This is a genomic window from Pseudomonas sp. GL_091, assembly GCF_057837725.1.
In genome coordinates, this window is sequence record NZ_CM174451.1 from 15,105 (window position 1) to 35,930 (window position 20,826).

Annotated in this window: 21 protein-coding genes and 1 pseudogene; 10 read left to right on the forward strand and 12 right to left on the reverse strand. The window is 60.7% G+C overall.

Features of this window, described 5'->3' with window-relative positions:
- The first annotated feature begins 2 nt into the window (after positions 1-2).
- From tag to AC3ITY_RS00070, 3 genes are all read left to right on the forward strand, one after another.
- Entirely contained in the window at positions 3-560 is a 558-nt protein-coding gene (gene tag / locus AC3ITY_RS00060) for a DNA-3-methyladenine glycosylase I (protein ID WP_477783679.1), read from the forward strand.
- Positions 561-600: 40 nt separating this feature from the next.
- Entirely contained in the window at positions 601-1,488 is an 888-nt protein-coding gene (locus AC3ITY_RS00065; RefSeq protein ID WP_489306974.1) for a lysophospholipid acyltransferase, read from the forward strand.
- 72 nt (positions 1,489-1,560) lie between these two features.
- Entirely contained in the window at positions 1,561-1,800 is a 240-nt protein-coding gene (locus AC3ITY_RS00070) for a PilZ domain-containing protein (protein WP_489306976.1), read from the forward strand.
- Here the strand turns inward: AC3ITY_RS00070 and AC3ITY_RS00075 are convergent, their stop codons facing one another.
- The 5 genes from AC3ITY_RS00075 to def all read right to left on the reverse strand — a co-directional run bounded on the left by AC3ITY_RS00075 (position 1,801) and on the right by def (position 6,530).
- Positions 1,801-2,115 carry a tetratricopeptide repeat protein gene (locus AC3ITY_RS00075; protein ID WP_489306977.1) on the reverse strand — a complete coding sequence of 105 codons (315 nt, stop codon included), beginning with the start codon at positions 2,113-2,115 and terminating at the stop codon, positions 1,801-1,803. It abuts the gene before it with no gap.
- A gap of 173 nt (positions 2,116-2,288) precedes the next feature.
- A complete protein-coding gene (gene trkA / locus AC3ITY_RS00080) occupies positions 2,289-3,665 on the reverse strand; it encodes a Trk system potassium transporter TrkA (protein ID WP_075946934.1) in 1,377 nt (458 codons plus the stop codon).
- Positions 3,666-3,687: 22 nt separating this feature from the next.
- Positions 3,688-4,998, reverse strand: a complete 1,311-nt coding sequence (rsmB, locus tag AC3ITY_RS00085; protein ID WP_489306978.1) for a 16S rRNA (cytosine(967)-C(5))-methyltransferase RsmB — start codon at positions 4,996-4,998, stop codon at positions 3,688-3,690.
- Entirely contained in the window at positions 4,995-5,954 is a 960-nt protein-coding gene (fmt, locus tag AC3ITY_RS00090; RefSeq protein WP_489306979.1) for a methionyl-tRNA formyltransferase, read from the reverse strand. The genes rsmB and fmt overlap by 4 nt, the downstream gene beginning before the upstream one ends.
- Before the next feature lie 69 nt (positions 5,955-6,023).
- Positions 6,024-6,530 (reverse strand): peptide deformylase, encoded by a 507-nt coding sequence (gene def, locus AC3ITY_RS00095; protein WP_008002295.1) that lies wholly within the window; start codon positions 6,528-6,530, stop codon positions 6,024-6,026.
- Positions 6,531-6,801: 271 nt separating this feature from the next.
- Here def and AC3ITY_RS00100 point away from each other — a divergent pair.
- The 3 genes and pseudogenes from AC3ITY_RS00100 to tsaC all read left to right on the forward strand — a co-directional run.
- Positions 6,802-7,542 (forward strand): annotated as a pseudogene (locus tag AC3ITY_RS00100) (peptidoglycan-binding protein); the annotation flags it as partial.
- A gap of 81 nt (positions 7,543-7,623) precedes the next feature.
- Positions 7,624-8,730 carry a DNA-processing protein DprA gene (dprA, locus tag AC3ITY_RS00105; RefSeq protein ID WP_489306981.1) on the forward strand — a complete coding sequence of 369 codons (1,107 nt, stop codon included), beginning with the start codon at positions 7,624-7,626 and terminating at the stop codon, positions 8,728-8,730.
- 54 nt (positions 8,731-8,784) lie between these two features.
- A complete protein-coding gene (tsaC, locus tag AC3ITY_RS00110; RefSeq protein ID WP_057397341.1) occupies positions 8,785-9,342 on the forward strand; it encodes an L-threonylcarbamoyladenylate synthase type 1 TsaC in 558 nt (185 codons plus the stop codon).
- Positions 9,343-9,485: 143 nt separating this feature from the next.
- Here the strand turns inward: tsaC and AC3ITY_RS00115 are convergent, their stop codons facing one another.
- On the reverse strand, positions 9,486-10,463 hold the full coding sequence (locus tag AC3ITY_RS00115) for an NADPH:quinone reductase (RefSeq protein WP_223455140.1): 978 nt from the start codon (positions 10,461-10,463) through the stop codon (positions 9,486-9,488).
- Between the two features lie 163 nt (positions 10,464-10,626).
- Between AC3ITY_RS00115 and hemF the strand changes: the two genes are divergently transcribed.
- Both hemF and aroE read left to right on the forward strand, forming a co-directional pair.
- Positions 10,627-11,541, forward strand: coding sequence for an oxygen-dependent coproporphyrinogen oxidase (gene hemF, locus AC3ITY_RS00120; protein WP_489306982.1), 915 nt, complete (start codon positions 10,627-10,629; stop codon positions 11,539-11,541).
- A gap of 13 nt (positions 11,542-11,554) precedes the next feature.
- The gene (gene aroE, locus AC3ITY_RS00125) at positions 11,555-12,376 is read left to right on the forward strand and encodes a shikimate dehydrogenase (protein WP_489306984.1); all 822 of its coding nucleotides are present in this window, start codon (positions 11,555-11,557) and stop codon (positions 12,374-12,376) included.
- A 132-nt stretch (positions 12,377-12,508) separates the two neighbouring features.
- On the opposite strand, the gene AC3ITY_RS00130 is transcribed toward aroE, so the two are convergent.
- From AC3ITY_RS00130 to betC, 3 genes are all read right to left on the reverse strand, one after another.
- On the reverse strand, positions 12,509-14,077 hold the full coding sequence (locus AC3ITY_RS00130; protein ID WP_489306986.1) for a SulP family inorganic anion transporter: 1,569 nt from the start codon (positions 14,075-14,077) through the stop codon (positions 12,509-12,511).
- Positions 14,078-14,228: 151 nt separating this feature from the next.
- Entirely contained in the window at positions 14,229-15,149 is a 921-nt protein-coding gene (gene choX, locus AC3ITY_RS00135) for a choline ABC transporter substrate-binding protein (protein ID WP_489306987.1), read from the reverse strand.
- A 16-nt stretch (positions 15,150-15,165) separates the two neighbouring features.
- Positions 15,166-16,680, reverse strand: a complete 1,515-nt coding sequence (betC, locus tag AC3ITY_RS00140) for a choline-sulfatase (RefSeq protein WP_489306988.1) — start codon at positions 16,678-16,680, stop codon at positions 15,166-15,168.
- Positions 16,681-16,794: 114 nt separating this feature from the next.
- Here betC and AC3ITY_RS00145 point away from each other — a divergent pair, with 114 nt between their 5' ends.
- Positions 16,795-17,745, forward strand: coding sequence for a choline sulfate utilization transcriptional regulator (locus tag AC3ITY_RS00145; protein WP_489306990.1), 951 nt, complete (start codon positions 16,795-16,797; stop codon positions 17,743-17,745).
- Here the strand turns inward: AC3ITY_RS00145 and AC3ITY_RS00150 are convergent.
- Complete coding sequence (locus AC3ITY_RS00150) at positions 17,742-18,404, reverse strand: NAD(P)-dependent oxidoreductase (RefSeq protein ID WP_489306991.1); 663 nt, start codon at positions 18,402-18,404, stop codon at positions 17,742-17,744. The genes AC3ITY_RS00145 and AC3ITY_RS00150 overlap by 4 nt on opposite strands.
- An 86-nt stretch (positions 18,405-18,490) precedes the next feature.
- Between AC3ITY_RS00150 and AC3ITY_RS00155 the strand changes: the two genes are divergently transcribed.
- Complete coding sequence (locus AC3ITY_RS00155) at positions 18,491-18,817, forward strand: DOPA 4,5-dioxygenase family protein (protein ID WP_489306992.1); 327 nt, start codon at positions 18,491-18,493, stop codon at positions 18,815-18,817.
- On the opposite strand, the gene AC3ITY_RS00160 is transcribed toward AC3ITY_RS00155, so the two are convergent.
- Together AC3ITY_RS00160 and AC3ITY_RS00165 are read right to left on the reverse strand one after the other, a co-directional pair.
- Positions 18,818-19,219 (reverse strand): GFA family protein, encoded by a 402-nt coding sequence (locus AC3ITY_RS00160; protein WP_489306993.1) that lies wholly within the window; start codon positions 19,217-19,219, stop codon positions 18,818-18,820. It abuts the gene before it with no gap.
- Between the two features lie 306 nt (positions 19,220-19,525).
- Complete coding sequence (locus AC3ITY_RS00165; protein WP_223460745.1) at positions 19,526-20,554, reverse strand: IS110 family RNA-guided transposase; 1,029 nt, start codon at positions 20,552-20,554, stop codon at positions 19,526-19,528.
- Positions 20,555-20,826 lie beyond the last annotated feature (272 nt).

A 20,826-nucleotide genomic window follows, 5' to 3' on the forward strand; every position in this document is an offset into this window, starting at 1 on the left:
TTATGCCACGCTGCTTTTGGTGTTCCGAAGATCCGCTGTACATGGCATATCACGATCAGGAGTGGGGCACGCCGCTACGCGATGCGCAGGGATTGTTCGAGTTGCTTTTGCTCGAAGGGTTCCAGGCCGGGCTTTCCTGGATCACTGTGCTGCGTAAACGCGAGCATTATCGCCAGGTGATGTTCGGTTTTGATGTCCAGCGAGTGGCGCAGATGAGCGATGCCGAAATCGACGAGTTGATGCTCGATCCCGGCATCATCCGCAACCGCCTCAAGCTCAACGCGGCCCGGCGCAATGCCCAGGCCTGGCTGGCGCTGGAGGATCCGGTGACGTTTCTCTGGTCGTTTGTCGGTGGCACGCCTGTGATCAATCATTTCAAGGATCGCAGCGAAGTCCCGGCCGTGACGCCGACCGCCGTGGAAATGAGCAAAGGCCTGAAAAAAGCCGGTTTCACGTTCGTCGGGCCGACCATTTGCTACGCGCTGATGCAGGCCTCGGGCATGGTCATGGATCACACCCGGGACTGCGACCGCTACGCGCAGTTGGCGAACGGCGGTTAGAATGGCCGCCTCGCGCACAGCACAAAATCAGGAGTGACCTGTGGATAAGTTGAAAGGCGCCTTGCTGGTAGGCGCTCTGCGGCTGTTTGCCCTGCTTCCGTGGCGGGCCGTGCAGGCCGTGGGCTCGGCGATTGGCTGGGTCATGTGGAAAACCCCGAACCGTTCCCGCGACGTGGTACGAATCAATCTGTCCAAGTGCTTTCCGGACATGGACCCCGCCGAGCGTGAACGCCTGGTGGGCCAGAGCCTGAAGGATATCGGCAAGTCCCTGACCGAAAGCGCCTGCGCCTGGATCTGGCCGGCCCAGCGCTCCATCGACCTGGTGCGCGAGGTCGAAGGCCTCGACATATTGAAGGACGCCCTCGCCTCCGGCAAAGGCGTGGTCGGCATCACCAGCCACCTGGGCAACTGGGAAGTGCTGAACCACTTCTATTGCAGCCAGTGCAAACCGATCATTTTCTATCGTCCGCCGAAGTTGAAGGCGGTGGATGAATTGCTGCAAAAGCAGCGGGTACAGTTGGGTAACAAGGTCGCCGCTTCCACCAAGGAAGGCATCCTCAGTGTTATCAAGGAAGTGCGCAAAGGTGGTGCAGTGGGCATTCCTGCTGACCCGGAACCGGCCGAATCCGCCGGGATCTTCGTGCCGTTCTTCGCCACCCAGGCACTGACCAGCAAGTTCGTACCGAACATGCTCGCGGGCGGCAAAGCGGTCGGCGTGTTCCTGCACGCCCTGCGTCTGCCGGACGGTTCAGGCTACAAAGTGATCCTCGAAGCCGCGCCAGAGGCCATGTACAGCACCGATACCGCGGAGTCCTGTGCGGCCATGAGTAAAGTGGTCGAGCGCTATGTGCGGGCTTACCCGAGCCAGTACATGTGGAGCATGAAGCGCTTCAAGAAGCGTCCACCGGGTGAAGAGCGTTGGTATTGATTCAATTGGCATGATCTGTGGATAACCCTGGAGTCGGGGTTATCCACAACCGTTCATTCAAGGGCGCAGAAGATGTCCGAACACCGCAAGTCATTGCGCATCAAGATCAGTCACGAAAGCTTTGGCGATTGCCTGGGGCAGACGCGCAACCTGTCTACCACCGGTGTTTACGTCAAGCATCCGAAACTGTCGGCGCTGCCCCGGGGGGCGGTGGTATACGGTCAGGTGCAGGACTTACCCACAGGCGCGCCGCGGGTACGCATGGAAGTGGTGCTGGTGGATGCCGAGGGCATCGGTTTGCGTTATCTCTGATCAGTGCGCCTGACGCTCAAGCTTCTTCAGGAACACCGTCATTTCCTTCTCGGCCTGCTTGTCGCCATGGCCGCGAGCGGCTTCCAGGCCTTGCTCCCATGCCTGCCGCGCGGCCGCAACGTCCGCCAGCGCCAGATGGGCCTTGCCCAGTAGTTTCCACGCCGCCGAATACTTCGGATCGAATTCGACGCAGCGCTGGAAATGCTCCGCAGCCTTGGCGTTCTCCCCCAGATCCAGATAGCCCTTGCCCAGGCCGAAGCGCAGCAAAGCGTTATCCACACCCTTGGCGAGCATTTTTTCCAGGGATTCGATCATGGACACTTTTCCTTTGAGAGTAAAAAACTCTGTGGCGAGGGAGCTTGCTCCCGCTCGAGCGCGAAGCGGTCGCCTGTGAGCTACTTTGCTATGTCTGAAACTCCGCGATCAGAGGTTTTGCGGCTGCTGCGCAGCCGAGCGGGAGCAAGCTCCCTCGCCACAAAAGAGCACGATCAGAAGAAGCTCAACCCCACATGGAACAACTTCTCCACATCGCGAATATGCTTTTTATCCACAAGGAACAGAATCACATGGTCGCCCGTTTCGATCACGGTGTCGTCGTGGGCGATGATCACTTCTTCGTCACGGATAATCGCACCGATGGTAGTGCCCGGCGGCAGGCCGATGTTCTCGATGGCCTTGCCGATCACCTTGCTCGATTTCGCATCGCCATGGGCAATCGCCTCGATGGCTTCTGCCGCACCCCGGCGCAGTGAGTGCACGCTGACGATGTCGCCACGGCGTACGTGGGCCAGCAAGGTGCCGATGGTCGCCAGTTGCGGGCTGATGGCGATGTCGATGTCGCCGCCCTGGATCAGATCGACATAAGCCGGGTTGTTGATGATGGTCATCACCTTCTTCGCACCCAGGCGCTTGGCCAGCAGCGAAGACATGATATTGGCTTCGTCGTCGTTGGTCAGGGCCAGGAAAAGGTCGGCGTCGGCAATGTTCTCTTCCATCAGCAGGTCGCGGTCCGAAGCACTGCCCTGCAACACCACCGTGCTGTCCAGTGTGTCGGAGAGATGACGGCAGCGTGCCGGGTTCATCTCGATGATTTTCACCTGATAACGGCTTTCGATGGCCTCGGCCAGACGCTCGCCAATCTGCCCGCCACCGGCGATGACAATGCGTTTGTAGGTTTCGTCGAGACGGCGCATTTCGCTCATCACCGCACGAATGTTCGCCTTGGCAGCGATGAAAAATACTTCGTCGTCGGCCTCGATCACCGTGTCGCCCTGGGGCAGGATCGGCCGGTCACGACGGAAAATCGCCGCGACGCGGGTTTCCACGTTCGGCATGTGTTCACGCAACTGCCGCAGTTGCTGGCCCACCAGTGGCCCGCCGTAGTACGCCCGCACTGCCACCAGTTGCGCCTTGCCTTCGGCGAAGTCGATTACCTGCAAGGCGCCGGGGTGCTGGATCAGGCGCTTGATGTAGTTGGTCACCACTTGTTCCGGGCTGATCAGCACGTCCACTGGAATCGCTTCGTTCTGGAACAATTGCTCCTCACGGGTCAGGTACGCGGCTTCGCGAACCCGGGCGATCTTGGTCGGGGTGTGGAACAGGGTGTGGGCGACTTGGCAAGCGACCATGTTGGTTTCATCGCTGTTGGTCACCGCGACCAGCATGTCGGCATCATCCGCTCCGGCCTGACGCAACACGGTCGGGAACGAGCCGCGACCCTGCACAGTGCGGATGTCCAGGCGGTCACCAAGGTCGCGCAGGCGTTCGCCATCGGTGTCGACCACGGTGATGTCATTCGCTTCGCTGGCCAGGTGTTCGGCCAGCGAACCGCCCACCTGTCCTGCTCCGAGGATGATGATTTTCATCCAGTCACTCCATTGAATCCATTTAACCGCGAGCGGCGGCGATCTTGATCAGCTTGGCGTAGTAGAAACCATCGTGGCCACCTTCCTGGGCCAGCAACTGGCGACCATGGGGCTGCTTGATGCCGGCCGCCGTGGCGAGGTCCAGTTCACGAGCCCCCGGCGTGCGGGTGAGGAAGGCTTCGATGACCTCGGTGTTTTCGGTCGGCAGCGTGGAACAGGTGGCGTACAGCAGGATGCCGCCCACTTCCAGGGTTTTCCACATGGCATCGAGCAATTCGCCCTGCAGCAGCGCCAGCGCGGCGATGTCGTCGGGTTGGCGGGTCAACTTGATGTCCGGGTGACGACGAATCACACCGGTGGCCGAACATGGTGCGTCCAGCAGGATGCGCTGGAACGGCTTGCCGTCCCACCACGCCTGAGTGTCGCGACCGTCGGCGGCAATCAGTTCGGCACTCAGTTTCAGGCGTTCGAGGTTTTCCCGTACCCGCACCAGCCGCTTGGCTTCCAGGTCTACTGCCACGACGCCAGCCAGTTTTGGCTCGGCTTCGAGAATATGGCAGGTCTTGCCACCTGGCGCGCAGCAGGCATCCAGCACCCGTTGACCTGGGGCCAGGTCGAGCAGATCAGCGGCCAGTTGCGCGGCTTCGTCCTGCACACTGATCCAGCCCTCGGCGAAACCCGGCAGGCTGCGTACATCGGCGGCGGCGTCGAGTACGATACCGTCGCGGCTGTAGACACACGGCGTGGCGGCAATTCCCGCGTCAGTCAGCAAACCGAGGTAGGCATCACGGCTGTGATGGCGACGGTTGACCCGCAGGATCATCGGCGGATGCGCATTGTTCGCCGCGCAAATGGCTTCCCATTGCTCTGGCCAGAACGCCTTCAATGATTTCTGCAACCAGCGCGGGTGAGCGGTGCGCACCACCGGATCACGTTCCAGCTCGGCGAAAATCGTTTCGCTTTCGCGCTGAGCATTACGCAGCACAGCGTTGAGCAAGGCCTTGGCCCAGGGTTTTTTCAGCTTGTCGGCGCAACCGACGGTTTCACCTATGGCGGCATGGGCCGGGACACGGGTATAGAGCAGCTGATAGAGACCGACCAGCAGCAGCGCTTCGACATCGGCGTCGGCCGCCTTGAACGGTTTCTGCAGCAGCTTGGCCGCCAGTGCCGACAGGCGTGGCTGCCAGCGTGCGGTGCCGAAGGCCAGGTCCTGGGTAAAGCCGCGATCACGGTCTTCGACCTTGTCCATCTGTGTCGGCAGCGAACTGTTGAGCGAGGCTTTGCCGCTCAGGACTGCGGCGAGTGCCTTGGCGGCGGCCAGACGCGGATTCATTGAGCGTCCGCCGCTTGACCGAGCACAGTGCCGGTGGCGAATTTCTCACGGCGGCTGTTGAACAGATCGCTGAAGTTAAGCGCCTTGCCGCCGGGTAATTGCAGGCGAGTCAGGCACAAGGCCTGCTCGCCGCACGCGACGATCAGGCCTTCCTTGCTGGCGCTGAGGATTTCACCCGGGGCACCTTTGCCTTCGGCAAGGTTCGCGGCCAGCACTTTCAGGGCTTCGCCGTTCAAGGTGCTGTGGGTGATCGGCCATGGATTGAAGGCACGCACCAGACGCTCCAGCTCAACCGCCGGGCGACTCCAGTCGATGCGTGCTTCGTCCTTGTTCAATTTGTGCGCGTAGGTGGCCAGGCTGTCGTCCTGCACTTCGCCCTCCAGAGTTCCGGCGGCGAGGCCGGCAATCGCCCGGACCACGGCCGGCGGGCCCATTTCGGCCAGGCGATCGTGCAGGCTGCCGCCGGTGTCTTCGGCGCTGATCGGCGTGGCGACCTTGAGCAGCATCGGCCCGGTATCGAGACCGGCTTCCATGCGCATCACGGTCACGCCACTTTCGGCGTCCCCCGCTTCCACGGCGCGCTGGATCGGCGCCGCACCACGCCAGCGTGGCAGCAGCGAAGCGTGGCTGTTGATGCAACCCAGGCGCGGAATATCCAGCACCACTTGCGGCAGGATCAGACCGTAGGCGACCACTGCCATCAAGTCCGGCTTCAACGCGGCCAGTTCAGCCTGAGCATCTTCGTTGCGCAAGGTGGGCGGCTGCAGCACCGGGATATTGTTCTCTAGAGCAAGCTGCTTGACCGGGCTCGGCATCAGTTTTTGCCCGCGACCGGCCGGACGATCCGGTTGGGTGTAGACCGCGACGATCTCGTAAGGGCTGTCGAGCAGGGCCTTGAGGTGTTCGGCGGCGAATTCGGGGGTGCCGGCAAAGACGATGCGCAGTGGCTCAGTCATGGGTGTTCTCTATTGCAAAGCATCTTGAAAAGAAAAAGGCTTGCCGCGGCAAGCCTTTGAAGATGGGCATCAGGCGTTCTGGCGATGAAGCTTTTCCAGTTTCTTCTTGATGCGGTCGCGTTTGAGCGTGGACAGGTAATCAACGAACAATTTGCCGTTGAGGTGGTCGCATTCGTGCTGGATGCACACGGCGAGCAAATCTTCGGCGATCAGTTCGTAAGGCTGGCCGTCGCGGTCCAGCGCCTTGACCTTGACCCGTTGCGGGCGATCGACGTTTTCGTAAAAACCCGGCACAGACAGGCAGCCTTCTTGATACTGGCCCATCTCGTCGGTCAGCGGTTCGAACTCGGGGTTGATGAACACTCGCGGTTCGGTGCGGTCTTCGGAGAGGTCCATCACGACGATTCGTTTGTGCACGTTAACCTGGGTCGCAGCGAGGCCGATGCCTGGTGCTTCATACATTGTTTCAAACATGTCATCGACCAGCTGACGCACTTCGTCGTCCACTACGGCCACCGGTTTGGCGATAGTGCGCAGGCGCGGGTCAGGGAATTCGAGGATGTTCAAAATGGCCATAAGCTTGATTAGTGCACGTGTGAAGTAAGGTCGGGTCGATGGCCTGGCGGGTCCGAAGAAATGCAGGCTACCGTTGTAAAACGTAGCTCCCTTCTGTTGACAAGCAAGTTTTGACAAGCAAGCCGGGAGTGAGCCACTGAGGACTCTGGCGTTTCACGCGAACGTACATAATAAAGGGATTCACCGCATGAGGAAATCACTACTCGCCCTGCTGCTTCTGGTCTCGGCCGGTCTGGCGTACGGGCAAGTGCAACTTCGGGAAGATATTCCCACCATAAAGCTGTCGCCTCAGGTGCGCAGCAGCCCGGTGACCGAGGCTATCCCCGGCATTGCGCTGAAATCGATCAACAGCTTTCTGCTGAGCAACCGCATCGTCGATAAGGCCGAGGAATTCGACAAGGCGCCCTACATCGTCGCCGGCGATGCAGAACGCGTACTCAGCGGCGCGGGTGACCGCATCTTTGCCCGCGGTCATTTCGATCCGGCGCAACCGGTGTACGGCATCTTCCGCCAAGGCAAGGTCTACACCGATCCGCAGAGCAAGGAAATTCTGGGGATCAACGCCGACGACATCGGCGGCGGCGAGGTCGTGGCGATCGAAGGTGACGTTGCCACCCTGGAGTTGCAACGCACGACCCAGGAGGTCCGCCTCGGCGATCGCTTGTTCAGCGGTGAAGAGCACGCGATCAACTCGACCTTCACGCCGAGCGCACCGAGCCACGAAATCAGCGGTTTGATCATCGATGTGCCGCGTGGGGTCACGCAGATCGGCGAGTTGGACGTGGTTACGCTGAACAAGGGGCAGCGCGACGGCCTGGCCGAAGGCAATCTGCTGGCGGTGATGAAAACCGGCGAAACCGTGCGGGACCGGATCACCGGTCAGCCGTTGAAAATTCCCGATGAGCGCGCCGGTCTGCTCATGGTTTTCCGTACCTACGACAAGCTCAGCTATGGGCTGGTGCTCAGCGCTTCGCGCTCGCTGTCGGTGATGGACAAGGTGCGAAATCCGTAAGAGTGCTTCACAAGTTACCAACAGAGTTATCCACAGCTTATTCCCGTTTGTACGGGTGCTTATTACGATCAAGGATGATCCATGTCGCTGCCTACTGTTACACCGGTTTCCCCCGCGGAACTGGAAGCTCGATTACGTCTGCACCGTTTGCCGGAACTCGGTCCGGCACGGTTCAAGAAGCTGCTTGAAGCCTTTGGCTCGGCGTCCAAAGCGATCAGCGCACCGGCCAGTGCCTGGCGCGCGCTGGGTTTGCCACTGGCCTGTTCCGAGGCCAGGCGTAGCACTGAGATCCGTGATGGCGCCAGTCATGCATTGGCCTGGCTGGAGCATCCGGCCCAGCATTTACTGATGTGGGACCAACCGGACTACCCGGCACTGCTGGCACAAATCAGCGATGCACCGCCGCTGTTATTTGTCGCGGGCGATCCGGGCATTCTGGAAAAACCACAACTGGCGATGGTCGGTAGCCGTCGCGCTTCCCGGCCGGGAATGGACACCGCTGCCGCGTTTTCCCGCAGCCTGGCGGGTGCCGGTTTTGTCATTACCAGCGGCCTGGCCCTGGGCATTGACGCCGCCGCGCACCAAGCCGCGCTCGACATCGGCGGGCAAACGGTCGGAGTGCTCGGCACGGGGCTCGAGAAGTTTTATCCACAGCGAAATAGACGCCTGGCAGACGCCATGATCGCTACGGGCAGCGCAGTGCTTTCGGAGTTTCCGCTGGATGCGGGCCCCAGCGCCGGCAACTTCCCCCGGCGCAATCGGATCATCAGTGGTTTGTCTCTCGGGGTGCTGGTGGTCGAAGCCAGTGTCGCCAGTGGTTCACTGATCACCGCGAGGCTGGCGGCGGAACAGGGACGTGAGGTGTTTGCGATGCCCGGGTCGATCCATCACCCCGGCGCCCGCGGCTGTCATCAGTTGATCCGGGACGGTGCGGTGCTGGTGGAAACCATCGAACATATCCTTGAAGCCTTGCGCGGCTGGCAACGACTGTCGTTATCTACAGAAACCTGCACCCCTACGACGACTCACCCACTGCTGAAACTGCTGCATGCCGCGCCTCACACCAGTGAAGCGCTGGCCGATGCAAGCGGCTGGGCCTTACCGAAGGTGCTGGCGGCGCTGACGGATCTGGAAATGGATGGCCGCGCGGTTTGCGAAAGCGGGCGCTGGTTTGCGCGGGTGAGCTAGGTTTTATAAACAAGATCGGTAAACTGCGCAGAGCCTTAGTCTGGAGTGTTTTTCATGGTCAACAGTTGGCGTGTGCAACAAGCCGCGCAAGCAATTCGCGCCGGGGCGGTGATTGCCTACCCAACCGAAGCAGTCTGGGGCCTGGGTTGTGACCCGTGGGACGAGGAAGCGGTGGAACGTCTGCTGCTGATCAAGGGCCGGTCTGTGGATAAGGGGCTGATTCTGGTCGCCGACAACATCCGTCAGTTCGACTTCCTCTTCGAAGACTTCCCCGAGTTGTGGATGGACCGCATGGCCAGCACTTGGCCTGGTCCGAACACCTGGCTGGTGCCGCATCAGAACCTGCTGCCGGAGTGGATTACCGGCGTGCATGAAACCGTGGCGCTACGGGTCAGCGATCACCCACTGGTGCGGGACTTGTGCGCGCTGGTCGGGCCGCTGGTGTCGACGTCGGCCAACCCGCAGGGACGCCCGGCGGCACGTACGCGGATTCGCGTCGAGCAGTATTTCCGTGGCCAGGTGGATCTGGTGCTGGGTGGCAATCTGGGCGGGCGCAAGAACCCGAGCGTGATTCGCGATCTGGCGACCGGCAAGGTTGTGCGCCCGGACTGATTGTGGCGAGGGGGCTTGTCGGACCGCCGCACCGCCCCGTTGGACTGCGCAGCAGGCCCAAAACCTGACAGCACACTCTGTCAGGTCGATCCTATCGCCGGTGCTTCGCACCCGAACGGGGGCAAGCCCCCTCGCCACAAGAGTTAAGGCAGCAACACCACCGAGCCCGTCGTGCGCCGCGCCGACAACTCGGTCTGCGCCTTCGCCGCGTCAGCCAGTGGATAACGCTGGCTGATGTCCACGGTCAGCTTGCCGCCGATGATCATCTCGAACAACTCGTCGGCCATGCGTTGCAGATTCTCGGCGTTGTTCGCATAAGTGCCCAGTGTTGGCCGGGTCACGTACAGCGAGCCTTTCCCTGCCAGAATCCCCAGGTTCACGCCGTCAACCGCGCCGGACGCATTGCCGAAACTCACCACCAGCCCGCGCGGCGCGGCGCTGTCGAGTGAGGTCAGCCAGGTGTCCTTGCCAACACCGTCGTACACCACCGGGACTTTTTTGCCGTCGGTCAATTCCAGCACGCGTTGCGCGACATTTTCATGGCTGTAGTCGATGGTCGCCCAAGCGCCGTTGGCCTTGGCCAGCGCGGCTTTCTCCGCCGAACTGACGGTGCCGATCAACTTGACGCCCAAGGCTCTGGCCCATTGACAGGCCAGGGATCCGACCCCACCGGCCGCGGCATGGAACAGGATGGTTTCGCCACCCTTGAGTTCATAAGTCTGGCGCAGCAGGTACTGCACGGTCAGGCCCTTGAGCATCACGCCGGCGGCCTGTTCGAAGCTGATGGCGTCCGGCAGTTTCACCAGATTGGCCTCGGGCAAGACGTGAACATCGCTGTAGGCGCCCAGAGGGCCACTGCCATAGGCCACGCGATCGCCGATCTTGAAGCGGGTCACGTCGCTGCCCACCGCCTCGACCACGCCCGCACCTTCTGAACCGACACCCGACGGCAGGGACGGCGGCGGGTACAGGCCGCTGCGGTAATAGGTGTCGATGAAGTTCAGGCCGATGGCCTTGTTGGTCACGCGCACTTCCTTCGGACCTGGCTCGGCGGGTTGGTAATCCACATATTCGAGCACTTCGGGGCCGCCATGGGCGCGGAACTGGATACGCTTTGCCATCAGAACTCTCCATAGGTCGTTTTACCAAGCTCCCTATCGGACTCCTAAGCTTGATCTTCGTCAACTGCGACGGGTCGACTTGCGATGGTATGCTACGGGCCCATTTGCGCAGGCTGAGCTCCAATGGAGCGCCGCGTAGTTTTGCCCGATTCAAGGTGATGACATGACGACCCGCACCGAGGCCGTAAAAGCCTACCTGCTCGACCTGCAAGACCGTATTTGCGCCGCCCTGGAAGCCGAAGACGGTGGCACGCAATTCGTCGAAGACGCCTGGACCAGGCCGGCCGGCGGTGGCGGTCGCACCCGCGTGATCGAAAACGGCGCGGTGATTGAAAAGGGCGGCGTCAACTTTTCCCACGTCTTCGGCAGCGGTCTTCCACCGTCTGCCAGCGCCCACCGGCCAGAACTGGCCGGCCGAGGTTTCGAAGCCCTGGGCGTGTCGCTGGTGATTCACCCGCACAACCCGCACGTGCCGACTTCCCACGCCAATGTGCGTTTTTTCATCGCCGAAAAAGAAGGTGAAGAGCCGGTCTGGTGGTTCGGCGGTGGCTTCGACCTGACGCCTTACTACGGCAATGAAGAAGACTGCATCCACTGGCACCGCGTCGCCGAGCAGGCCTGCGCGCCGTTCGGCCCGGACGTCTACCCGCGTTACAAGGCCTGGTGCGACAGCTACTTCCACATCAAGCATCGCCACGAACCGCGCGGCATCGGCGGGCTGTTTTTCGACGACCTGAACGAGTGGGACTTCGACACCACCTTCGCCTTCATGCGCGCCATCGGTGACGCGTACATCGACGCCTATCTGCCGATCGTGCAGCGCCGTAAGAACGATGCGTTCACCGCCCAGCAGCGTGAGTTCCAGGAATTCCGCCGTGGTCGCTACGTTGAATTCAACCTGGTCTATGACCGCGGCACGCTGTTCGGCCTGCAATCGGGTGGGCGTACCGAGTCGATCTTGATGTCGCTGCCACCGCAAGTGCGCTGGGGTTACGACTGGAAGGCTGAGCCCGGTAGCGAAGAAGCGCGCCTGACCGAGTACTTCCTGCAAGACCGCGATTGGTTGGCCGAAGCCTGAACGAGGAATCCTGATGGACCGTTATGTCGTATTCGGTAACCCGATTGGCCACAGCAAGTCGCCGTTGATCCATCGCCTGTTCGCCGAGCAGACCGCGCAGACGCTGGACTACAACACGCTGCTGGCGCCACTCGACGACTTTTCCACCTGTGCCCGGACGTTTTTCCTCGAAGGACGCGGCGCCAATGTGACAGTGCCGTTCAAGGAAGAAGCCTATCGATTGGCGAACAGCCTGACGGCGCGGGCGCAACGGGCGGGCGCGGTCAATACCTTGAGCAAACTGGCCGATGGCAGTCTGCTGGGCGACAACACCGACGGCGCCGGGCTGGTGCGCGACCTGACGGTCAATGCCGGGTTCAGTCTCAAGGGCAAACGCATCCTGCTGCTCGGTGCCGGCGGCGCGGTGCGCGGTGCTTTGGAGCCGTTGCTGGCCGAGCAACCTGCATCGGTGATCATCGCCAACCGCACGGTGGAAAAGGCCGAATTGCTGGCGGAACTGTTCTGCGATCTGGGGCCGGTCTCGGCCAGCGGCTATGACTGGTTGCTGGAGTCGGTGGACCTGATCATCAACGCGACGTCGGCGAGCCTGACCGGCGATGTGCCGCCGATTGCGTCCAGCCTGATCGAACCGGGCAAAACGGTGTGCTACGACATGATGTACAGCAAGGAACCGACTTCGTTCTGCCGCTGGGCCAGCGAACACGGGGCGGCGGTGGCGATGGATGGCTTGGGGATGCTGGCCGAGCAAGCGGCGGAAGCGTTCTTCCTGTGGCGCGGTGTGCGACCGGATACGGTGCCGGTGCTGGCTGAATTGCGTCGGCAGCTGGCCTTGTAACCTACTGTAGGAGCGAGCTTGCTCGCGAAAAACCTGAGGGCGCTGTTGGGCATCTGGTTTTGCGCGTAATCGTTCACGACCTTCGTCGGAACGCCGCCCGGAGACAAGCTCGCTCCTACAGAGTGCGGTGTTTCAATCTTCAAACCGGATCGGGCACTTCTGCGCCCCTTCCAGCTTCCTCAGTTCTTCCACCACCTGCGGCCGGGCCCGGCGCAAGGTGAGGCTGCGGTCCTGGCGAAGCAGGCGCCGCGCTTCCTGGTGCAGCATTTCCACCCCTGAATAGTCGATGAAGTTGATCTGCTGCGCCTCGATCACCACCCGCGCGCCGTGCATGCGTTGCAGGCGCACTTGCAGGTAATGGCTGGCGCCGAAAAAGATCGAGCCGCCCACCCGCAGAATGTCTTCCTCGCCATCTCGCACATGCTGCACCCGTGGTTGCGATGTGCGCTTGAGGTAGAAAAAAAGCGAGGCCAGCACGCCGGCGTAGATCGCCGTTTGCAATTCCAGCAGCAGCGTGGCGACGCAGGTCAGGGCCATGACCACGAATTCGGCGCGGCTGACACGCAACAACGCGCGAATGCCGCGATGGTCCACCAGCCCCCAGGCGATCAACAGAATGCTGCCGGCCATGGCCGGAATCGGGATGTGTGCGATCAGGCTCGCGCCGAAGATCGCAAACAGCGCCACCCACAATGCCGAAAAAACCCCGGCCAGTGGCGAACAGGCCCCTGCTTCATAGCTCAGGGCTGAGCGAGTGAAGGAGCCGGCCGACAGCGAGCCGGAAAAAAACGCACCGACGATATTCGACAGGCCTTGGGCACGAACTTCCTGATTCGCGTCGAGTAATTGCTGCGAGCGTGCAGAAATCGAGCGGGCAATCGACAGGCTGGTGACCAGCCCGAGCATTCCTACCGCTACCGCGCTGGGTAGCAGGCGCAGGATCAGATCGAGGTCCAGCGGCAACGGATTGAAGGGCGGCAGTTTGCCGGTAAAGGCGCTGACCAGTTGCACATGCCCGAACATTGATGGCCAAAGCCAAACCAGCAATGCACCCAGCACCAAAGTGATCAACAGCGTCGGCCAGCGTGGCAACCACAGCTTGAGGATCACGCCCACCACCACCGTCGCCAGTCCCAGTACCAGCGAAGGTTTGTCCATTTCGCCGAGATGGCGCAACAACGTGATGAAACTGTCCAGCGCGGTGGCCTGGCTGGGCAAGTCCAGCCCCAGCAAGTTAGGCAATTGACCGATGGCAATCACCACGGCCGCGCCCAGGGTAAAACCCAGCACCACCGAGTGCGAGACGAAATTCACCAGTGCGCCGAACCGCAGCAATCCCAGCAGCCACTGAAACAGGCCGGCAAGAAACGTCAGCAACAGGATCAACATGACGTAGTCCTGCGACGCAGGAACGGCCAGAGGACTGACGCTGGCGTACAAGACAATGGAGATGGCCGCCGTAGGACCGCAGATCAAATGCCAGGACGAGCCCCACAGGCAAGCGATCAACACCGGGATGATTGCAGCGTACAGGCCGTATTCAGGCGGCAGGCCGGCAATCAGTGCGTAGGCAATGGATTGCGGCAACGCGAGAATCGCGCCGCTGAGGCCAACGATCAGGTCGCGACCGACACTGGCGCGGGTTTGCCGGGGTAGCCAGGTGAGGAAGGGGAAGAGTGAATGGCGGCTTGGCAGGGCCATGGGGTCTCTCGGTGAATGACTGTAAATGCGTCAGGGTGGTGTGTCAGATGTAATGGCGCAAGGGCATAAATCGATTCGCGAGCAGGCTCGCTCCCACAGGGAGTGCGCGGACCTGTGGGAGCGAGCCTGCTCGCGATGGCGTTCTCGAACCTTACAGTTTCGCTTTGACCGCCGGCAACGCATCCTTGCCATCCACCGTCTTCACCCCATCGAGCCATTTATCCAGCACCGCCGGATTGGCCTTGATCCACGCCTTGGCCGCGTCGGCATTGCTGACTTTCTTGTTCACCACCTCGGCCATGATGCTGTTCTCCATGTCCTGGGTGAAGCTCAGGTTGGTCAGCAGTTTGCCGACGTTCGGGCAGGCCTGTGCATAACCTTTGCGGGTCAGTGTATGCACGCTGCCGGTGTCACCGAAGTATTTCTCGCCACCCTTCAGATAGTGCATTTTCAGCTGCACGTTCATCGGGTGCGGGGTCCAGCCGAGGAAGGTCACGAATTTCTGTTTTTTCACCGCGCGGGACACTTCCGCCAGCATTGCCTGCTCGCTGGACTCGACCAGTTTCCACTGGCCCATGTCGAAATCGTTTTTCTTGATGATCTCTTGCAGCGAGATGTTTGCCGGCGCGCCGGAGCCGATGCCGTAGATCTTGCGGTCGAACTTGTCGGCGTATTTGTTCAGGTCGGCAAAGTTATGCACACCCGCCTCCCACACGTAGTCCGGAACGGCGAGGGTGAATTCGGTGCCGTCGAGGTTCTTCGCCAATTGCGTGACATCGCCGTTGGCGACGAACTTGTCGTAGAAGCCCTGCTGCGCCGGCATCCAGTTACCCAGGAACACATCGACCTGGCCATCCTTGAGCCCGCCAAAGGTAATCGGCACCGCAAGAGTGTCGACCTTGGCCTTGTAGCCCATGCCGTCCAGCAGAAACCCGGTGATGGCATTGGTCGCGGCGATGTCGCTCCAGCCCGGGTCGGCCATTTTCACCGTCTCGCAACTCTGATCGGCAAACGCCGATGCACTGCCCAGAGCCAGGAGCCCGACCGTCAGTACTGTGGATAACCTTTGCATGGACTTCCCCTTAACATTATTGGTTTTGGCAGGGTTGTGGGTAACGTGCTTTACGCTCCAGATCGTCGAGGTCGATGTGGTTGCGCATGTACTGCTGGCTGGCGTCCACCAGCGGCTGGTGATCCCAGCTCTTCAGCTTGCCGAGGGTCAGCGCCTCGGCCACGAACCGCCGGCGACGTTGGCTGGCGAGCACCTGCTGGTGAATCGCCGGAATGTTCCATTTGGCCCGCGCTTCGGCGAGAAAATCGTCGAACAGTTGGCGATGTTGCGGCGAATTGCTGAGTTCTTCCAGTTCGTGAGGGTCATTGTGTACGTCGAAGAGTAGGCAAGGGTCGTCTTCGCTGTAGATGAATTTGTAGGCCCCGCGGCGGATCATCATCAACGGGCTGATGGTGCCTTCAGCCATGTATTCGCCGAACACCTCGTCGTGACCGTCCTGCCCTTGCAGGTGTGGGACCAGCGAGCGGCCGTCCAGCGGCAAGCCCGGTTCCAGTGCGCCGCCGGCCAGTTCGACGAAGGTCGGCAACAGGTCCGCCGTGGAAACACTGGCGCTGACCCGGCCGGCGCCGAATTGCCCCGGTGCGCTGATCAGCAGCGGCACCCGTGCGGCCATTTCGTACCAGTGCATTTTGTACCAGAGCCCGCGCTCGCCGAGCATGTCGCCGTGGTCACCGGAAAACACGATGATGGTGTCATCGATCAACCCGGTATCCTCGAGGGTTTGCAGGAGTTTGCCGACGTTGCTGTCGATATAGCTGCACGCGCCGAAATAGGCACGGCGGGCATCGCGGATCTTATCCACAGGCAGCGGCTTGTCCCACAGGTCGTAGACCTTGAGCAGACGTTGCGAGTGCGGATCGAGGGCATGCGGGTCCGGGGTTGCAGGCAGCGGAATGTCGGCATCGTCGTACAAATCCCAGAAGGCCTTGGGAATCGTGTACGGATCGTGTGGGTGAGTCATGGAAACGGTCAGGCAGAACGGCTGGCCGCCATCCTCGCGGATATGGTCGAACAGGTACTGCTGGGCCTTGAACACCACCTCTTCGTCGAAATCCAGCTGATTGGTGCGCACGCACGGGCCCGCTTGCAGCACCGACGACATGTTGTGATACCAGGTCGGGCGCACGTCCGGTTCATCCCAGTTCACCGCCCAGCCGTAGTCGGCCGGGTAAATGTCACTGGTCAGGCGTTCTTCGTAGCCATGCAGCTGGTCTGGCCCGCAGAAATGCATCTTGCCCGACAGGGCAGTGCGGTAGCCGAGGCGGCGCAGGTAGTGGGCGTAGGTCGGTACATCGGCGGGGAAATCGGCGGCGTTGTCGTAGGCGCCGATCTTGCTTGGTAGCTGGCCGCTGACCAGGGTGAAACGCGACGGCGCGCAAAGGGGGCTGTTGCAATAAGCGGAATCGAACACCACGCCTTGTGCGGCGAGGCGGCTGAGATGAGGCAGTTTGATGGGCGATGGGCCGTAGAACGGCAACATTGGCGCGGCCATTTGATCGGCCATAATGAAAAGAATGTTCTTGCGCTTCATGTGATCGCGGCATTCCATAGTGGATGTTTATGCGAGAGTGCTGGCTTCGAGAATGAAACCCTCTCACCTTGCGGTAAAGCCCATGCACGGCAATGACTAGGATAAGCACAGCTTATGTATGACGCCCTTGGTGACCTGTCACTGGATCTGCTTCGCGCCTTTGAAGCAGCGGCCCGTCAGCGCAGCTTTACCGCGGCGGCGGTTGAACTGGGCACCACGCAACCGGCCATCAGCCAGCAGATCAAGCGTCTGGAAGAACAACTGGCAACACGCCTGTTCGACCGCATTTATCGTGGAATCGAACTGACTGAGGCCGGGCAGATTCTTTTCGAACAGGTTCAGCTCGGATTGCAGAACATCGACGCAGGATTAAGCGCAATCAGCGCACGACAACAACATGAAGTGCTGCAGGTGGCCACGGATTTTGCTTTCGCCGCCTATTGGTTGATGCCGCGTTTGCACCGCTTTCACGCGGCCAATCCGCAGGTGGATGTCAGCCTGGTCACCAGTGAACGCAGTCATAACATGCTACGTACCGATATCGATGTGGCGGTGCTGTTCGGCGATGGCCGCTTCAAGCAGGGTGAAAGTCATTGGCTGTTCAGCGAGGAAGTGTTTCCTGTGTGCAGCCCGCAGTTGTTGAGCGAACGTCCCCTGCCCTTGCCGGCCCAGGCATTGCTGGAGTTTCCGTTGCTGCACCTGCGTGGGGAACACAGCAGTAACTGGTTCGACTGGAGTGGTGTGTTCCGCGAGCTGGGCATCACTTCGCCCCCGGCGCCCGGGCAGTTGCGCTTCGACAATTACACTTTGTTGATTCAGGCGGCGATTGGCGGCCAGGGCGTAGCCATCGGCTGGCGGCACCTTGTGGATAACTTGTTGGCGCAAGGGTTGTTGTGCCGACCGATCGGCGAAACGGTGATGTCGAGGCTGGGTTACTACGTGGTCCTGCCCCAGCGCAAACGGCGCGGAGCGCTGATCCAGCAGTTTGTGGACTGGTTGATGGCCGAACAGGCCAGCAGTGCGCAATCGCTCAACGGCCTGACGCTGCCGTCCATTGCGGTTTAGCTGTCGGTTGCGATGAAGTTGACGTGCTCTCGGATGTGCAGGTTCAAGTGCAATTCATCGGCAATGCCCACGGCGGTGCGGGCCAGCCGTCCGAGCGGTTCGGCCAGCCCCGGCTCGAGGTTGCCACCGATTTGGGCAAAATGTTCGATGGTCAGCCCCGGTACCCCACGCGGTTCGTTAACCAGCGTCCACTTCAAGGGACTGCTTTGCAGTGCCTCGCGGATTTCCTCGGCGGCGTGACGTTGCAAGCTGTCCTCGGTTTCCGGATCGTCCAGCACGTCGAAATCACCCACCAGAAACAATCGGGAGATGTTTGCTGCCTGCATGCCATCGATTAGTGCATCCACTGCCAGCACCTGCTCGACCGGGCCCGGTACGATGGTTTTTTCTACGTGTTCGCTGTTGAACGGTAAGCCTGGAGCGTCCAGTAAACAAATGACCACGGAGCTACCGGCCACGCTCTCCTTGACCCGTTGCGCGTCGAACAGGTCGCCAGTCTTGGTGCGCAGCCCCGGACGGGGTGCCAGCGCATTGAGGTCATCGAGAATTGCGATCACTTCATGCTGGCGCCGCAGCATTTCAGCCATCAGCGCACTGCCCAGGCTACTCATGGCACCATAAAGCACCACTTTCACGACGGGGGTTTCGGCATTTTTCATGGCTGGGCTTCCTGTTTTCCAGCGCCTATATGATGTTTGACCCGCAGGAACCGGCGAGGGTTCGAACAGTTTTCAGAGGGATTCAGATGCAGCAGATCACGGGTTACCACGCCCACGTTTATTTCGATGCCAGCACGATCGGGCAGGCGCGGGCCTTGTGTGAGCAGGCAGCGCAATTGTTTCCACTGAAAATGGGCCGCGTGCACGAGCGCCCGGTCGGTCCGCATCCGGACTGGAGCTGCCAGTTGGCGTTCGAGCCCCAGGTGTTGGGCGACGTGCTGCCGTGGCTGGCGCTGAACCGCAAGGGTCTGGTGGTGTTTCTGCACCCGGATACCGGCGACGATTTGCTTGACCACACCGAGCACGCGATCTGGATGGGCGCTTTTCGTCCGCTGGACCTGACTGTTTTTTGATCAGAGTGTTTCTTCGGCCTCGCCGGGCAAATGTTCGTCCAGGTGCAGCCATGGCAAACGGTTGTCGGTCCAGATGTGCCGCTCGGCCGGTGCTTGCTCGGGATGGTCGAGGGTGGCGATGGTCAGGTCGATGCTTTCCGGACTCAGGTGCGTCACCACTGCCAGTTGCGCCCCACAGTGGCCGCAGAAATATCGCGCGCAGGTGGATGAAGAATCGTACCGCGACGGTGTACCGGCCAGCCATTGAAAGGCAGATGCCGGCACGGTGATCCAGGTGGTCACGATGCCGCCGCTGACCCGTCGGCAAATCGAGCAATGACAGTGGGCGATATCGTGCAGCGGCCCGCTGAATTGATAGCGCAGTTGCCCGCAGTGGCAGCCGCCGGTGTGAACTTCGACCATGCTGTTTCCTCCTGACGTGGATTGACTGACGCCTTCGCGAGCAGGCTCGCTCCCACATCTATGGTTACCCCCTTTTCTGCAATACTGTTGTTGATGTCGTGTTTGGCTTGCTTTCATCTATCCGGCGTCTGAGTTGGGGTTGTCGCCCCGCGCCTCGATGAGAATCGATGCCCAACGACCCTAATTAGTGGAACGGCCTTTCAGCCGTGTGAGAGCCCAGGGTTGTCGTCAGGCCGGTTGGCCGTTCACGTCATCAGTTATCCAGCATCGCAAAACCAGGTGGGTGGTGCTTGGGTGACAGCGGGGTCAGGCGTTCATCGCGGCTGGCCCCGCATCGAATTCAGTGTGGTGTGCCGCTATCGCCCAGGCGATTCTTGCCAGTTTGTTGGCCAGCGCACAAACCACTAGATTGGAGTGATGTCCCGACGCCAATAACCGGCGGACCCAGTCCGCCAAAGCGCCTTTCTGTCGCTCCAGTTGTATCAAGTAAACACGAGCGCACTGGACGAGCAGGCGTCGCTGGTTGCGATCACCGCGCTTACTGATGCCCAGCAGGACAGACCTCCCGCCCGTGGAATGCTGCTTGGGGACCAGTCCGATGGAAGCTGCATAGCCTCGGCCGCATTTGAACTGCTTGCCATCGCCCAGCTCGGCAGCCAGGACGGTGGAGGTGATCGGGCCGACACACGGCAGAGTCATCAAACGAGTCGCCAGATCATCTTCAGCGGCCTGGCATTCCACGTCCTTATCCAGCGACTTGATCTCCTCCTCCACATGCTTGAGATGTCGATACAGTCTCATCAGATTTTTTTTGTAGGGCTCAGAAATTGAACTCGCCTCAAGCAGCTCCGGTAGAGCGTTGATCGACTTGAAGCCCGGGGCCAGGCTCACGCCAACCTCCAGAAGCGCGGCGTGAATCCGATTGACGGTTGCGGTGCGATCCTTGATGAACGAGTCTCGGGTGGAGTTCAGCATGGCTAGCACTTGCTGGGCCTGAGTTTTTACCGGCACAAAACGCATCGTCGGACGAGTCGCTGCTTCGCAGATCGCCTCGGCATCAGCGAAGTCATTTTTGTTGCTTTTCACGTAAGGGCGTACGAGATGAGGTGCGATGAGCCTGGGCGCATGTCCCAGCCTGATGGCCTCCTGTGCCATGAAGTGGGCGCCGCCACAGGCTTCCATCACGATGGTGCAGGGCTCGAGATTTGCCAGGTGCTGCATGAGCGTTACCCGATTGAATTTTTTTCGGTACAGCTCGTGACCACGATCATCCTGTGCATGTAGATGAAAGGTGTGTTTTCCCAAGTCGATGGCGGCAATAGCTACTTTGTTCATGGCAACGATCTCCGATGAGCCCCCTGCGAAAGCTTAGTGGGCGATCACAGGGGGCAGCGGGGGTAGCCATTTCATTAGTGGATCTTCAGTCGCCTAAGGCCCGGGCGTGACTCAGACCCATTGTGGGAGCGAGCCTGCTCGCGAAGGCCTCAACCCGATTTACACCTCATTGTCCCAATCCGACGACCGGTTGTACTTCCGGTCAACGCTTTCATTCTCGAAAGCTGGCTGAAAGCTTCCCCGATTAGGATCGCCGCCACTACCGGCAAAAG